The sequence below is a fragment of the Pseudomonas sp. B6002 genome (genome assembly GCF_013385985.1).
Taxonomy (GTDB): domain Bacteria; phylum Pseudomonadota; class Gammaproteobacteria; order Pseudomonadales; family Pseudomonadaceae; genus Aquipseudomonas.
Genome location: NZ_JACAOY010000034.1, coordinates 17,975 through 32,157, shown reverse-complemented (window position 1 = coordinate 32,157; position 14,183 = coordinate 17,975). Strand labels below are relative to the sequence as shown.

General features: G+C 64.2%; 12 protein-coding genes and 1 pseudogene. 4 read left to right on the top strand and 9 right to left on the bottom strand.

Annotation, left to right across the window (positions count from 1 at the left end; all coding sequences use genetic code 11):
• Window positions 1-140: 140 nt before the first annotated feature.
• Together HX792_RS28130 and HX792_RS28125 are read right to left on the bottom strand one after the other, a co-directional pair.
• Complete coding sequence (locus HX792_RS28130; RefSeq protein ID WP_176999141.1) at window positions 141-707, bottom strand: DUF3156 family protein; 567 nt, start codon at window positions 705-707, stop codon at window positions 141-143.
• On the bottom strand, window positions 670-2,169 hold the full coding sequence (locus tag HX792_RS28125; protein WP_176999140.1) for an APC family permease: 1,500 nt from the start codon (window positions 2,167-2,169) through the stop codon (window positions 670-672). The genes HX792_RS28130 and HX792_RS28125 overlap by 38 nt, the downstream gene beginning before the upstream one ends.
• Before the next feature lie 217 nt (window positions 2,170-2,386).
• Here HX792_RS28125 and HX792_RS28120 point away from each other — a divergent pair, with 217 nt between their 5' ends.
• Complete coding sequence (locus HX792_RS28120) at window positions 2,387-3,709, top strand: hypothetical protein (RefSeq protein ID WP_176999139.1); 1,323 nt, start codon at window positions 2,387-2,389, stop codon at window positions 3,707-3,709.
• A gap of 32 nt (window positions 3,710-3,741) precedes the next feature.
• On the opposite strand, the pseudogene HX792_RS28115 reads toward HX792_RS28120, so the two are convergent.
• Both HX792_RS28115 and HX792_RS28110 read right to left on the bottom strand, forming a co-directional pair.
• Window positions 3,742-4,221, bottom strand: a pseudogene (locus HX792_RS28115) (flavin reductase family protein); the annotation flags it as partial.
• A 57-nt stretch (window positions 4,222-4,278) separates the two neighbouring features.
• A complete protein-coding gene (locus tag HX792_RS28110; protein ID WP_176999137.1) occupies window positions 4,279-5,448 on the bottom strand; it encodes a p-hydroxyphenylacetate 3-hydroxylase oxygenase component in 1,170 nt (389 codons plus the stop codon).
• 238 nt (window positions 5,449-5,686) lie between these two features.
• On the opposite strand from HX792_RS28110, the gene HX792_RS28105 reads away from it, so the two are divergent.
• A complete protein-coding gene (locus HX792_RS28105) occupies window positions 5,687-7,174 on the top strand; it encodes an aldehyde dehydrogenase family protein (RefSeq protein WP_176999136.1) in 1,488 nt (495 codons plus the stop codon).
• Between the two features lie 279 nt (window positions 7,175-7,453).
• Here the strand turns inward: HX792_RS28105 and HX792_RS28100 are convergent, their stop codons facing one another.
• From HX792_RS28100 to HX792_RS28080, 5 genes are all read right to left on the bottom strand, one after another.
• On the bottom strand, window positions 7,454-8,386 hold the full coding sequence (locus HX792_RS28100) for a pyridoxamine 5'-phosphate oxidase family protein (RefSeq protein ID WP_176999135.1): 933 nt from the start codon (window positions 8,384-8,386) through the stop codon (window positions 7,454-7,456).
• 79 nt (window positions 8,387-8,465) lie between these two features.
• Window positions 8,466-9,350 carry a LysR family transcriptional regulator gene (locus tag HX792_RS28095; RefSeq protein ID WP_176999134.1) on the bottom strand — a complete coding sequence of 295 codons (885 nt, stop codon included), beginning with the start codon at window positions 9,348-9,350 and terminating at the stop codon, window positions 8,466-8,468.
• A complete protein-coding gene (locus HX792_RS28090; RefSeq protein WP_176999133.1) occupies window positions 9,350-10,270 on the bottom strand; it encodes a LysR family transcriptional regulator in 921 nt (306 codons plus the stop codon). The genes HX792_RS28095 and HX792_RS28090 overlap by 1 nt, the downstream gene beginning before the upstream one ends.
• Before the next feature lie 24 nt (window positions 10,271-10,294).
• Window positions 10,295-10,915 carry a glutathione S-transferase family protein gene (locus HX792_RS28085; RefSeq protein WP_176999132.1) on the bottom strand — a complete coding sequence of 207 codons (621 nt, stop codon included), beginning with the start codon at window positions 10,913-10,915 and terminating at the stop codon, window positions 10,295-10,297.
• A gap of 106 nt (window positions 10,916-11,021) precedes the next feature.
• Window positions 11,022-11,894: a LysR family transcriptional regulator gene (locus tag HX792_RS28080; RefSeq protein WP_176999131.1), complete on the bottom strand. Its 873-nt coding sequence runs from the start codon at window positions 11,892-11,894 to the stop codon at window positions 11,022-11,024.
• A 142-nt stretch (window positions 11,895-12,036) separates the two neighbouring features.
• Between HX792_RS28080 and HX792_RS28075 the strand changes: the two genes are divergently transcribed.
• Together HX792_RS28075 and HX792_RS28070 are read left to right on the top strand one after the other, a co-directional pair.
• Window positions 12,037-13,389, top strand: a complete 1,353-nt coding sequence (locus HX792_RS28075; protein ID WP_176999130.1) for a GntP family permease — start codon at window positions 12,037-12,039, stop codon at window positions 13,387-13,389.
• A 20-nt stretch (window positions 13,390-13,409) separates the two neighbouring features.
• Window positions 13,410-14,183 carry a glucose 1-dehydrogenase gene (locus HX792_RS28070; protein ID WP_176999129.1) on the top strand — a complete coding sequence of 258 codons (774 nt, stop codon included), beginning with the start codon at window positions 13,410-13,412 and terminating at the stop codon, window positions 14,181-14,183.

The following is a 14,183-nucleotide window of genomic DNA, read 5'->3' as shown; positions in this document are numbered from 1 at the left end:
GGCGCGGGGCGGCTAAACCGGCATCCTTGCCGGTTTACCCCCCAAATCCATGTCGGCTTACGGCCAGCGTGTTTGACGGGGCGCCTAAGATCAAGATCAAGAGCAAGATCAAAGGCGCTCGCTTCGCATCGGGAGTGGTTTTAGAAGCTTGACAGCAGTCTTTGGAGGCCTGCCAGGGTGGTTAGGAGGTGGGTGCGCTGTGGTGGGCTCAGGGTGATGTAACGCCGAAACGCTGGCAGGCGATTGACGACTTCGCTGCCGCCCATGTGTTCAAGGCGTACGCACCATTGCTGGTTGTTCAGGTCGATGCGCAGGCGTTTGAAGTCCAGTGGCATCAGGGCCTGGAACAGTGCGGTGTCTGCCAACAGTCGCGCCTGCAGTTCACCCGCCAGGGCCTGGTTGCCGCTGCGGTGGCGCACGTGCAGGCCACTTCGTCGAATCGCGCCGCGGTGGTGCACCTCGTAGCGTGCGCTGCCCTCTGTGGCAGCAGGTAGGCGCAGCACGAATTCGGTCAGCACCAGGTGCATCAACAGTTGGGATTCGGTGCGTTCGATGATCTCGAACGCCACGCCGTCCACTTCCAGTGTGGCCAGCCCGAGGTTGCGGCGCAGGTGCGCCAGGGTCACGCCGGGGCGGTAGCCGGCGGGGGCGCGGTCGGCGCGGAGCAGGTCAGACAGTCTTTGCCGCAAAGTCGTTGTAACCATCATGGGGCTGCTCCGGTTCGTTGCTGAATTCCTTGGCCAATACGTCCTCGACGGAGGCGGGCTTGAAGGGGTTGACCTTGTGCACCACGAGGGTCCAAAACAAGGCGTAGGCCGCCGTGCCGGCGAGCATGACGCCGAAGGGGATGTAGATGTCGGCAGGGTTCATGCCGGGTGGGGTGATGAACCACATGCCGAGCAGGATGCCGATGCTCGACACGATCTGCGGCAACGGGAACCACGGCGAACGGTAGGCCCGTGGCAGGTCTGGCCGGCGGATGCGCAGGCTCACCACTGACACTGTCACCAGCAGGTAGGCAAAGCTCCAGGCGCACACCGCCGCCAGCACCAGGTGCATGATGTTGTCAGTGTTGCCGCCCAGGTACAGGGCGTGCAGGCAGGGAATCAGCATCGCCACGAGGATGCACAGCAGCGGTGTCTTGAAGCGCGGGTGCAGGTAGGTGAAGACCTTGGGCAACGCGCCGTCCACCGCCATGCCGTAGAGGATGCGCGGCACGCCGGCCATCAAGGTGTTGATGGTGGCCGCACCGGCAAACAGGAAGCCGATGCCCAACCACAGTGGGCCGATTTGGCCCATCACTTGCTCGGCGAATTTGGGGATGGCCATCGGCGTGTCCAGCAGGTGTACGCCACTGGCAGCGTCGAGCACCACGTTTTCCACCTGGCGTTTCATCGCGGCGCCGTAGATGAACATGCACGTGGCCACGCCCATCAGCCCCAGCATCATCGCGCGCGGCATGACCTTGGCCGATTGGCGCAGGTCCGGTGCCAGAGGGGTGACGAACTCGCAGCCGACAAACATGAACATCGCCATGCCCACCAGCGACAGCACGGTGACCAGGTCGGTGCCCACCAGCGACTCGCCGAACCAGCCCTCCAACTGCACGGCAGGCGCGGCGATCAGGCCGAGCACGCCGAACACCATGAGGGTGGTCCACATGCCGAAAGTGAGGATGATTTCCGCGCGGCCAAACGCGCTCACGCCGAAGGCGTTCAGCACACCAAAGACGATCACGAAGCCCACGCCCAGCAGCCATGAACCACCGGCCGATTCTGCCAGGGTGTTGAGGTGTTCGAAGTTCACCAGGGCCATGACGCCGGACAGGATGGTCTCGGCGGTGCCGGCGAACACATGCACGATCAGGTACGCCGACAAGGTGCCGGTGATCGCAAAGAACCGCCCCATGCCGCAGTTGATGTAGTCGTACACCGAACCGGTGGTGGGCAGGATCGACGCCGCCTCGGCGAAGGTGGTGGCCTGGGCCAGCATCATCACCACGGCGATCAGCATCGCCAGGGCGAACGCGCTGCCGCCGATGCCGAAGCCCATGGTGGCGGTAAGAATCACCGGGCTGGCCATGATCAGGCCAATGGTGCTGGCCAGCGCGGTGGGGAAACCGACCGTGCCCCGGTTGAGGTGCGCGGTGAGTCGGTCGTTGATCGACATGGTGGGGTCCTCGTAGACGGTTTTTTTAATGTGCAATCACTCTGCGCCCCACTCGAGTTGATCGTCTTGCCCCTGTCTGCCGGCGCTTTTGTTGCTCCCTGCCACGGCGTGCAGCGTGGCGGCCTGGGTCAATTCCCTGGCACGCAAATGAAAGACTTGGCCTCCCACCGCTCGCCCTAATGCGCCCTCACTCTTAACCAAGCTGGGGACAATAACAATGGAGCACACACTGAAAAATCGCCGCCTGCGTCAGGCGGTCGGCCTGGGCATTGCGTTGCTGGTGGGCCAGGCCCAGGCGATCGAGTTGTACGCCGACGCCGACACCAAGGTCACCGGCAACTTCCTCGCCGTGTACGGGATGTTCAACAGCCCGAAAAACTACGACGGGCGCAGCGGCGGTTCCACCTGGCGCGAGGCGTTCATCAAGTACGGCTTGAGCGTGGAACAAAGCCTGGGCAGCTTTGGCGGCGTGTACGGCACGGCCAACCTGGTGAGTTCCGGCACCTGGGGCGACGGCGATGCCTCCGGGGTGACCACGGGCAAAGAGCGCACCACCAAGTTTGACGAAGCCTTCGCTGGCTGGCGCTCCGGTGACCTGTTCCCGGCGCTGGGCAAGGACGGCCTGGACCTGTCGTTCGGCCGGCAGATCATCACCCTGGGGGACGGTTTTATCGTCAACGACGACGGCCCCAACCTGGGCAAGGGCGTGGGCAATGGGGAATTCAATCGTGGCGGCGCCTACTACATTGCCGCGCGGCATGCGTTTGACAAGACCGCCGTGATTCGCCTCGGTGGCAAAGATGGCGTGCATGGCAGCCTGATGTGGATCAAGTCCGACAACCCGGCCCAGGCCATGACCGAGATGGCGGCCGGCACCCTGGAATACAGCGCCGCTCCCGGCACCCTGGGGCTCACCTATATTCATGGCATCGACGTCGACGAACGCTTCGCCACCGACCTGCAGCGCCAGCGCAAAGGCATGAACCTCTACAGCGTGCGCGGCGCCGGCAACGCCGGCATCGACAACGCGCATTTCGCCTTCGAACTGGCCCGCCAGGACCGCCGCGACAGCCAGCAGAACGCCGGCTATGCCGAGGCCGGCTACACCTTCGCCGACCTGCCTTGGTCACCGGACCTGACCTACCGTTACGCGCGCTATTCGAGCCATTGGGACGGGATGTTTTCCGGCTTCAACCGGGGTTACGGCACCTGGGTGCAAGGTGAAGTGGCGGGCAACTATTCCGGCCCCTACAACAGCAACACCGCCGTGCAGCACGTGGCACTCAAGGTCAAGCCGCTGGAGAACCTCACCCTCGGCGCACTGTTCTTCGACTACAGCACCGTCAGCACCCGCGACCAACTGAACCTGGATGGCCGCGAGCTGGACCTGTACGCCGAGTGGGCGGTGAACGAGCACCTGATCATCACGCCGCTGCTGGGTCTCTATAAACCCGACAAGGATGGCGCGAGCGGCGGCAACCAGGTCGGCGGCAACGGCACCAATGTCTACAGTCAGCTGGTGGTGGCCGTACCGTTCTGAGCCGCCTCGGGCGCGCACGGACGCAGCGCCTGAACCTCGGCATACGCCCCCTGGTGATACAGCAGCGGGGCGCGGCCGAAGTCGTCGAAGGCCACCACCTTGCCGATCATGATCCAGTGATCGCCGCCGTCTACCTGCTGGTACTTCTCGCAGTGGAACCGCGCCGAACAATCGGCAAACACCGGCGAGCCACCCTCCCCCGGTTCGTATTCGATCAGGGCAAAGCGGTCTTCACGGGGGCGCGCAAAGTTGTTGGACAGGTGGACCTGGTCGGCCGCCAGCACGTTCACCGCAAAGTGGCTGGCTTCCTCGAACACCTCATGGCTGTTGGAGCGTTTGTCGATACTCCACAGCACCAGCGGCGGGTCGAGGGACACCGAGTTGAAACTGTTGGCGGTCACGCCCACCTTGCGCCCGGAGGCGGTGGCGGCGGTGACTACGGTCACGCCGGTGGCGAAGTTGCCCAGGGCACGGCGAAACGCTCGTGGGTCGAAAAGGCTGCTCTCAGACATGCAAGACTCCCGGGCGCCCTGCAACGGGCGCCCTCATTGTTGTAGTGAAAGAACCCGTCACACCATGCTCGGGTCGGGCTCCAGCCCCATCAGCTCACGGCCGAGGATTTGCGCGCAGACGTCGTAGTCGGTGTAGGCATGGGCGCCGGTCATGTGGGAATCGCGGAACAGGCGCTGCATTTCGTTGTGGTCGAACCAGGCGTTGCCCCCTGCGGCGGCGAACAGGCGGTCCACGGCCTCGATGCACATCTTGGTCGCGTAGGCCTGGTTGGTGCGCCAGAACGCCAGGGTTTCGCGGCTGGGGTAACGGTGGGCGGCGCTGTGTTCGGCGTGGTCCTGCCAGGTTTTTTCCAGGAACGCCCGGGCAGCAGCCACCTGGTGGGTGGACTCGGCGAGGCGCATCAACGCTGGGGTTGCCGCTCCGACGGCAGCGCCGGTGTAGGCACGCACACGGTTGCTGGTTTTTTCGCGGAACACTTCCAGCATGCGCTCGGCGATGCCCAGGCTCACGGTGGAGAACCCACTGGCGAAATACGGGCGGTACGGCGCGTAGAAAATCGGGCTGTCGGGATACAGGCCAAAACCTGCGGACTTACCCTCCATCATGTCCTTGGCCTTCTGGATGCGATGCTCGGGCACCCAGGCGTTGTCGATGACCAGGGTCTTGGTGCCGCTGCCTTTCATGCCGGCCGCGTACCAGTCGTCACGAATCTGGTAGTCGCTGCGTGGCAGCACGGCAAAGCAGTAATCCTGGCCGCCCTCGGTGTTCTGCCGACGGCAGCCGACAATCGCCCACTCGCCATGGTCACAGCCGCTGCTCCAGCCCATTTCACCGCTGAAATGCACACCGCCCTCGCCCTCCACCACCCGGCCGAACGGCGCAATACTGCTGCTGGCCGTGGCGTCGGGGTTTTCGCCCCAGATTTCTTGCTGCAACTGCGCCGAAAACAGCGCCAATTGATGGCTGTGGGTACACAGCAAACTCATGGCCCAGGCGGTGCTGGCGCAACTGCCGGCAAGCGCGGCGATGCACTCGGCAAACTCGGGCAGCGAGAGTTCCAGGCCACCAAAGGCCTTGGGCTGGAAGGCACGGTGCAGGCCGATGCTTTTGAGCCGTGCGATGTTTTCATCCGGCACCTGGCGCTGTTGTTCGGCACGGCTGGCATTCGCCGCAATCAGGGGCAGGAGTGGCTTGAGGTCTTCAAGGAGCGGGTTTGGCTTTTTCATGGACGGCCCTGCTTATTATTGGAAGTCGGGCAGACGCTCCGAGTCGCGGAACGACGCCTGATGCAGAGCCAGTATCGAGGGGACCGCGCGCCCGGAAAATGCACGTTCCACAGGAGAGGTTGTACTTTCCATGGCGCTGGCAGCCACAGACATGGGACGCGGCAGGCACAGACAAGCTCGCCGGGCCGCCCGCTGGTTACCCTCGGGTTTTCTTTTGTGAACTGCCAGGAAACCTGCCATGAGCGATATCCCGCTGCTGCCTCACGTCGAAGCCTTTTTGCGCCGGCCCCACGGGCTGTTCATCGACGGCGCCAATGTGCGCAGCCATTCCAGCCAGACGCTGGCCGTGACCAACCCGGCCACTGGGCAAGTCATCGCCCAAGTGGCCGATGCAGACCTGGCAGATATCGATGCGGCGGTAGACTCCGCCAACCGCGGCTTCAAGTTGTGGTCACAGGCTGCACCGGCAACCCGTGGCAACGTGTTGCTCAAGCTGGCGGATTTGCTCGAGCGCAACCGCGAGGAACTGGCCCAGATCGAGACGTGCCAGTCGGGCAAGATCATCCAGATTTCCCGAGCCTTCGAAGTCGACCAGGCGGCGCACTTCCTGCGTTATTACGCCGGCTGGGCTACCAAGCTCAGCGGCCAGACGATCACCCCGTCGCTGCCCTCCTTCAACGGCGAGCGCTACACCGCATTCACCCTGCGCGAGCCGGTGGGCGTGGTGGTGGGCATCGTGCCGTGGAATTTCTCGACCATGATCGCCATCTGGAAACTCGCCTCGGCGCTGGTGACCGGCTGCAGCATCATCATCAAGCCCAGCGAGTTCACGCCGCTGACGATCTTGCGCATTGCCGAACTGGCCATCGAAGCCGGGCTGCCGGCTGGTGTACTCAATGTGTTGACCGGCAGCGGCCACGTCGGCAAAGGCCTGGTGGAACATCCGGGCACGCACAAGGTGTCTTTCACCGGCTCGGTGCCCACCGGCATTGCCGTGGGCCGCAGCGCCATGGGCGCCGGCCTCACCCGTGCGACCCTGGAACTGGGCGGCAAGAATGCAGCGGGGTTCCTGCGCGACGTGGACGTGGACAAGGCGGTGGACGGCATCCTTGAGGCGGGCTTCTTGCACTCGGGGCAAATCTGCGCGGCGGCCGAGCGCTTCTACGTGCACCGCTCGCAGATCGACGCAGTGCTGGGCACCCTGAGCCAGCGCCTCAGCCGCCTGACCATCGGCTCGCCCCTGGATGAACGCACCGAGTTCGGCCCGGTCACCCACCAGCAGCACCAGATGAAACTGCTCGGCTACATCGACCGGGCGCGCGCCGAGCACAACACGATCATCCACGGCGGCACCCTCATCGACCGCCCCGGCTGCTACATCGAACCCACGGTGATCCTCGCCAACAGCGCCGCCGACACCTTGCTCAACGAGGAAACCTTCGGCCCCATCGCCACCTTCCTGGCCTACGACAGCGAAGACGAACTGCTCGCGCTGATGAACAACAGCCCCTACGGCCTCAGCGCCAGCCTGTGGACCAACGATTTGGGCAAGGCCCTGCGCATGGTGCCGGCCATCAACGCCGGCACCCTGTGGGTGAACATGCACACCCTGCTCGACCCGGCCGTGCCGTTTGGTGGCAACCGGTCTTCGGGGGTTGGGCGGGAATTTGGGGGCGCGTTCATCGAGGACTACACCGAGCTGAAGTCGGTGATGATCCGCTATTGACCGCACCTTGCCGGCAATGACCAACCCCTGTAGGAGCCGGCTTGCCGGCGATGTCGCCCGTGAGAGCAACGTTGATTTCAGGGGCCTCATCGCCGCCCGCTGTTGTCGGTAGGCAAACAAGGCTACCCCATCGGCCTCACGCACTCTGCCGGTTCAATATCCCGCCACACTTGTAGTGAGCGAGCTTGCCTCGCGCGGCGGTGTGTCAGGTGTAAATAAGGGGCCTGATACGCCGCCGCGCGAGACAAGCTCGCTCACTACAGGTCATCTTTAGTCAGGTTACCAGGGCCCCATGGCCAGGCTGAACGGTGAAAACTCGGCAAACTGCCAGCGCAACGCCAATGCTCCGGGACGTCGGATCATGTGTTCCACGGTCACAGTCCACAGCCGTTGTGCCCCTTCAAACTGCGCCACTTCAGGGCCTTCGAGGATCAACGCGGTACGCCCGGTTAGCTGCAATACATCGCCCGACTCAAAGTCGATGAACAACAACCCCGCCACCGGGTTGGCCTGCAAGTTGCCCAGGGTGTTGAAGAACTGGTTGCCGGCAAAGTCGGGGATGGTCAGGACGTTGCCGTCGACGCGCACAAAGCCGGTATTGCCGCCTCGATGAGACACATCCACCGAGCGTTCGCCTTGCACGTCCACGTAGCTGGCGACGAAGAATGTATCCGCGTCGCGGATCATGGCGCGGGCTGTATCGTCCAGCCCATCGATGCGCTCCACCACGCTGCCGGGCTTGCGGGCGATCGCGTCGACCGGGCGCAGTTGGATGTATTTGGGGCAGTTGCCGTAGGTCTGCACCACGTCGATTGAAAAGCCGTCGTGATCAAGGGCGCCAATCCGGCCGTTCATGCGGTTGCGGCGACGGGTGTTGAGGTCGATGCCCAACAAGCCCACCGCAGCGCCCGGGCGAAACGCGGTGCGGGCTGGGTCGCTCATCGACGGCAGGCTGTCGACCTGCAAGGTGTAAGGGTCCGGCGAATGGGCAAACCCCGGCGCACCTTCCACCATCGTCGCCCAGGGAATGCCCTGCTCGTCTACCACGCCGAGCAGCAGGTAGGGCAACAACGGGTAGAAGTCGCGATGCTGTTCCGGCAGGTGATCGCGGATCACCTTGGGCCCGACCACCGCCATGCGGTCAGCCACACCCACGGCTTCTTGAATCTGCCGTTCGCCGGCATGCCAGGGCGATTGTTCGATCAGGTTCATGGCGAGCACCTCCGAGTAGATACCGCAATGCTGCGCCCTGCCAGCCGGCGTGAGAATCACCACGCCAGGCAATCCACTATTACGCCAGCTGAAATGCCGGATGCTCGCGCAACGCTGCCACGCAGTGGTCGACAAAGCTGCGCACGCGCATGGGGGCGTTACGGCCTTCGCGGTACACCACATTCACAGGCAGGGGTGGCAGCTCAAAGTCCGGCAAGACACGGCGTAACTGCCCACTCTGCAGGTGTTCGTGAACCGGATAGCTCAGGCAACGAATCAACCCCGCGCCATGCACAGCCGCGTTGATTGCGCCTTGCACCGTGGCACAGCCCAGGCGGGCGCGGGCCTTGAGTTGATAGCCCTGGAAATCCCAGTGCACTTGATCGGCACCGGCAATCAGCCGATGCCGCTTGAGGTCGTCCGGGCGTTGGGGCTCGCCGTGAGCCGCGAGGTAATCGGGGCTGGCGCAGAGGATAGGCCGCACCCGCCCCACCGGCCGGGCAATCAACGCCGAGTCGGGCAGCTCGCCGACGAGGATGGCCACGTCGAGCCCTTCTTCGTGCAGGTTCGGGTAATAGTCATGGTAGTGAGCGACCAGGTTTACCTCGGGATAGCGATCCAGGTAACTGGCCAACACCGGCGCCATCACATAGCGGCTGAACAAAAACGGCAAGAACACCCGCAGGTTGCCCTGGGCCTGCACATGCAAGCCTTTGGCCGAGGCTTCGGCGGCGTCCACGGCCGCAAGCAGGCGCACGCAGTCGGCCAGGTAGGCACTGCCGGCGTCGGTGAGGCTCACGCCACGGGTGCTGCGGGCCAGCAACGGCACGCGCAAACGCGCTTCCAGGCGGGCCACCGCGCGGACCAGGGTCGGGCCCGACACCTGCGCGCAACGCGCCGCCGACGCCAGGCTCGGTTGCCCGGCCAGGGCGCCGAACAGCTGCATGTCGCGATAGCGCTCCATCAACTGCGCCGTTTCATCGCCGGGTTCAGGGCAGCGTCCTGGCCCAGGCGATGGCTGAGGAAATCGACAAAGGTGTTGATCTTGGCCGGCACGCGGCCGCTCTTCTGGAACACCACCTGGATCGGCAGCGGCGGCGGTTCGAAGGCTTCGAGCACCACTTCCAGCTCACCGACTGCCACGGCGGCCGCCACCTGATAGGACAACACGCGCGTCATGCCCCAGCCCAACCGTGCCAGGTTGATCGCCGCGTTGTTCGCCGTGACCACCAGGCGCGGCTCGATGGGCACCGTCAACGGCTGGCCCGCCTCGATAAATCCCCACTCGCTGACCAACTGGCTGGACGACGACGTGGCGATCTTGGCCTCACGCAACTGCGACGGATGGCTGGGTCGCCCGTGCTGTTGCAGATAAGCCGGCGAGGCGCACACCACTCGGCGCACTTCGCCCACCTTGATCGCCTGCTGCCCGGGCTCGTGCAGATGGCCGATGCGCACCGCCACATCCACACCTTCGTCGGTCATGTTGACCACACGGTCGACCAGCAAGGCGTTGATGTTGACCAAGGGAAACCGGTCCAGGTAATCCCCCAAGACCGGCGCCACATACAGCTCGCCAAACAGCACCGGCGCGGTCACGGTCAGGTGGCCACAGGGGATGGAATAACTACCCGCCGCCGCTTCCTCGGCCTCATCGAGTTCCGCCAGGATGCGTCGGCAATCTTCCAGATAACGCTGGCCGGCTTCGGTGAGGTGCAGACTGCGGGTGGTGCGCGCCAGCAGTTGGGTGCCGATGCGCTCTTCCATGGCGGCGATGGCGCGGGTCACGCTGGGCGGCGAGGTTTTCAGGCGACGCGCCGCCGCGGCAAAGCCCTCCTCCTCGGCCACCGCCAGGAACACCTGCATTTCGTGAAATCGGTCCATCGGTTCCCCTTATCAAACAACTCGCTATTGCGCCTGCAAACCCACCGCCGTGCGCGGCATGCCGACAAACCCAGGCAGCGCTTCGATGTTGGCGAGCCAGGCGCGTACATGAGGGTAGTCGGCCAACGACACATTGCCTTCCGGCGCATGGGCCACGTAGGTGTAGAACGCGATATCGGCAATCGTGGGTTGCTCACTGGCCAGGAAGCGGCTCTGGCTCAGCTGTGCTTCCACCAGTGTCAGCAAGGCATGGGACCGGGCAATGGTGGCGACGGTGTCGACCTCGGCACCAAACACTGTGGCCAACCGCGCCGCCGCAGGCCCGGCGCTCAGTTGGCCCGCTGCCGCCGACAACCAGCGCTGCACCCGCGCTTGCCCCGCCGCGTCGCTCGGCAACCATTGGCCCTTGCCGTAGGTGTTTGCGAGGTACACCAGGATCGCGTTGGAGTCGGCCAGTACCACACCGTTGTCATCAATCGCCGGCACCTGGCCAAAACTGTTGATCGTGGCGATATAGTCCGGGGCTTTTTGCGCGCCGACCTTGAGGTCCACCAGCACAAATTCGGTGGGCAGGCCCAGCAGGGACAACATCAGCTCGACCCGGTGGGAATGACCGGACAACGGGAAACCATAAAGCTTGATCATGAAAAGCTCCAAAAGCGTGGGTGATCGACGCCTCGCATCGTCTACCGCTGCCTCGGCCGTTGGAATCACCAGGATTTACAATCCAGCATTTCATCGGGCGAAACAATTACTCGCCAAACAATTCCACGATCAGGTTGAACACGGTGGTCTTCACCGCGCTGTCCAGCTCGGTCCAGGCCAGGCCGGTGCAAGCCTGGAACGCGCCCAGCTCCAAGGGCCGCGACACGCAATTGGCCGGCAGTGCCCGTGCCGCCTGCTGAGGCAACACACCCACGCCCAACCCGGCAGACACCAGCGCAAGCATGGTAGTGAACTCGCCCAACTCGGAGGCGATCGCCAGGGGCAGGCCCACCGCCTGGATGAATTCGTCGTAAAAACCCGGCGCATAGCGACGCGCCAGGATGTACACCGGCACCTGGAGCAGGTCGGCGGGATGCAGGCAGGCCTTGGACGCCAGCGGGTGATCCACCGGCAACGCCACGCAGAAGTGCTCGTGCAGCACCGCGCGGGTCTGCACGCCGGGGTGGCTGGCGGGCAGGCGCATCAGGCCGAAGTCCAGCAGGCCGTTCTTCAGCGCGGCCGCCTGGTCCGGCCCGGGCATGTCCTTGAGTTCCAGCTCGATGCGCGGGTAGCGCTGGTGCACGGCGCGGATCAATTCGGGCAATAGTTGCGGCAGCACCGACGACACAAACCCCAAACGCACCCGACCGATTTCGCCACGGTTGGACGCCCGCGCCGCGTCCGCCGCACGCGCCGCCTGGTGCAAGGTGGCCTGGGCCTCGGGCAGAAACGCCCGGCCTGCATCGGTCAGGGTTACCGAGTGGCGGTTGCGGTCCAGCAAGCGCACGCCCAGGCCACTCTCCAGCAATTTGATCTGCATGCTCAACGCCGGTTGCACGATCGAAAGCTGCGCCGCCGCCCGGCCGAAATGCAGTTCCTGGGCCAGCACCACAAAGGCGCGCAAGTGCTTGAGCTCCATCAATTCAGCCTGCTTATCACAAACATTGATCACCCGATCACAAATGAAAATTGGACGCTCGCCTGCGCCTGCGGTGAAGTAACACCCTGTCATACACGATATGACAGGGCCTGGCCTATAACAATGAGAACAAGGAGGCACCATGCTCGGCATGGCTAACGACACTTATCTGCTGCTCGATGCGCTGGTCACGATTATCGGATTGATATTGTTGATCACCCACCTCAAGGTCCACCCCTTTGTCGCCCTGACCGTGGCCGCAGGCTTCCTCGGCCTGACTTCCGGCATGCCGGTGGATAAGGTCATGAAGTCGTTCCAGGACGGTTTTGGCGGTGTACTGGGCTTCGTCGGCATCATCCTCGGCCTGGGCACCATGCTCGGCAAGTTGATGGCCGACTCCGGCGGTGCCGACCAAATCGCCCGCACCCTGATCCGCGCCTTCGGCAAACAGCGTGTGCACTGGGCGATGATGTTTTCGGCGTTCCTGGTGGGCATTCCGCTGTTTTTTGAAATCGGCTTCGTGTTGCTGATTCCCTTGGTGTTCATCGTGGCGCGGCGCACCGGGCTGTCGCTGATCAAGGTCGGCATGCCGCTGCTCGCCGGCCTGTCGGTGGTGCACGGGCTGGTGCCGCCGCACCCGGGGCCGTTGCTGGCCATCGGCATCTTCGGCGCCGATATCGGCAAGACAATTTTCTACGGGCTGGTCGTCGGGCTGCCCACGGCGGTGATTGCCGGGCCGTTGTTTGGCAACCTGATTTCGCGCTATGTGCCGGGCAAGGCCTCGGATGAACTGATGGAGCAACTGGCCAAGGAGTCCTCGGGTGACAACCTGCCGGGCTTCGGGATTACCGTCATCACCATCCTGCTGCCCGTGGTGCTGATGTTGCTCAAGACCTTCGCCGACGTGGCCTTCGCCGCCGACGCCACCTTCCGGGTGTGGATGGATTTTATCGGCCACCCCATCACCGCCCTGCTCGCGGCCTTGTTGCTGGCGTTCTATACCTTTGGGGCGGCGCGCGGGTTCTCGCGGGAGCAACTGAGCAAACTGCTGGATTCGAGCCTGGCCCCCACCGCCGCGATTGTGATGATCGTCGGCGCGGGCGGTGGCTTCAAGCAGATGCTGGTGGCCAGCGGCGTCGGTGATGTGATCGGGCATATGGCGGTGCGTGCCGAGATTTCGCCGATCCTGCTGGCATGGCTGGTGGCGGCAGTGATTCGCGTGGCGACCGGCTCGGCAACGGTTGCGACCATCACCGGCGCGGGCATTGTTGCACCGGTCATCGGCCTGATGCCGGGGGTGAACCGCGAGCTGCTGGTGCTCGCCACGGGCGCCGGTTCCCTGGTGCTGTCCCACGTCAACGACGCCGGTTTCTGGCTGGTCAAGCAGTACTTCAACATGACCGTCGTCGAGACTTTCAAGACCTGGACGCTGATGGAGACCGTGCTCTCCTTCGCCGCCCTGGGGTTCATCATGCTGCTGTCGTTGGTGGTGTGAAGCGTTAGGAGAGGTAACCCATGAGAAGCGTTTTAGACAATTTCCGCCTCGATGGCCGGCTCGCGCTGGTCACCGGTTCCAGCGCCGGGATCGGCCTGGCGATTGCCCGTGGCCTGGCCCAGGCCGGCGCGCAGGTGGTGCTCAACGGGCGCAACCGCAGCACCTTGCGCGACGCGGCGGCCCTGCTCACTGCCGAAGGCCTGCAGGTACACACCCAGGCATTCGACGTGACCGACAGCGCGGCAATCCAGGCCGCCGTGGCCGACATCGAAGAACGCCTGGGCCCGCTGGAGATCCTGGTGAACAACGCCGGCATGCAACGCCGCGGCCCGCTGGAAGACTACAGCGAGCAGCACTGGCGCGAGCTGATCAGCACCAACCTCGACAGTGCGTTCCTGGTGGGCCAGGCGGTGGCACGGGCGATGATCCCGCGCAAACGCGGGCGCATCATCAACATCTGCTCGGTGCAAAGCGAACTGGGCCGCCCGGGCATCGCGCCGTATGCCGCGAGCAAGGGCGCGCTGAAAATGCTCACCAAGGGCATGGCCATCGACTGGGGCCCGCACGGTTTGACGGTCAACGGTATCGGCCCGGGCTACTTCAAGACCGAGCTTAACGCCAACCTGGTGGCCAACCCCGAGTTCAGCGACTGGCTGGTGCAACGCACCCCAAGCCGGCGGTGGGGCGATGTCGAGGAGCTGGCGGGCGCAGCGGTGTTTCTTGCCAGCGATGCGGCGAGCTTCGTTAACGGTCATATTCTGTACGTCGACGGTGGCATCACCGCGTCGCTGTAA

Excerpts from the sequence above, each read along its gene's own strand:
- HX792_RS28090 (WP_176999133.1), bottom strand. The coding sequence starts at position 10,270 with ATGGACCGATTTCACGAAATGCAGGTGTTCCTGGCGGTGGCCGAGGAG.
- HX792_RS28095 (WP_176999134.1), bottom strand. The coding sequence starts at position 9,350 with ATGGAGCGCTATCGCGACATGCAGCTGTTCGGCGCCCTGGCCGGGCAA.
- HX792_RS28085 (WP_176999132.1), bottom strand. The coding sequence starts at position 10,915 with ATGATCAAGCTTTATGGTTTCCCGTTGTCCGGTCATTCCCACCGGGTC.
- HX792_RS28075 (WP_176999130.1), top strand. The coding sequence starts at position 12,037 with ATGCTCGGCATGGCTAACGACACTTATCTGCTGCTCGATGCGCTGGTC.
- HX792_RS28130 (WP_176999141.1), bottom strand. The coding sequence starts at position 707 with ATGATGGTTACAACGACTTTGCGGCAAAGACTGTCTGACCTGCTCCGC.
- HX792_RS28100 (WP_176999135.1), bottom strand. The coding sequence starts at position 8,386 with ATGAACCTGATCGAACAATCGCCCTGGCATGCCGGCGAACGGCAGATT.
- HX792_RS28080 (WP_176999131.1), bottom strand. The coding sequence starts at position 11,894 with ATGGAGCTCAAGCACTTGCGCGCCTTTGTGGTGCTGGCCCAGGAACTG.
- HX792_RS28120 (WP_176999139.1), top strand. The coding sequence starts at position 2,387 with ATGGAGCACACACTGAAAAATCGCCGCCTGCGTCAGGCGGTCGGCCTG.
- HX792_RS28105 (WP_176999136.1), top strand. The coding sequence starts at position 5,687 with ATGAGCGATATCCCGCTGCTGCCTCACGTCGAAGCCTTTTTGCGCCGG.
- HX792_RS28110 (WP_176999137.1), bottom strand. The coding sequence starts at position 5,448 with ATGAAAAAGCCAAACCCGCTCCTTGAAGACCTCAAGCCACTCCTGCCC.
- HX792_RS28070 (WP_176999129.1), top strand. The coding sequence starts at position 13,410 with ATGAGAAGCGTTTTAGACAATTTCCGCCTCGATGGCCGGCTCGCGCTG.
- HX792_RS28125 (WP_176999140.1), bottom strand. The coding sequence starts at position 2,169 with ATGTCGATCAACGACCGACTCACCGCGCACCTCAACCGGGGCACGGTC.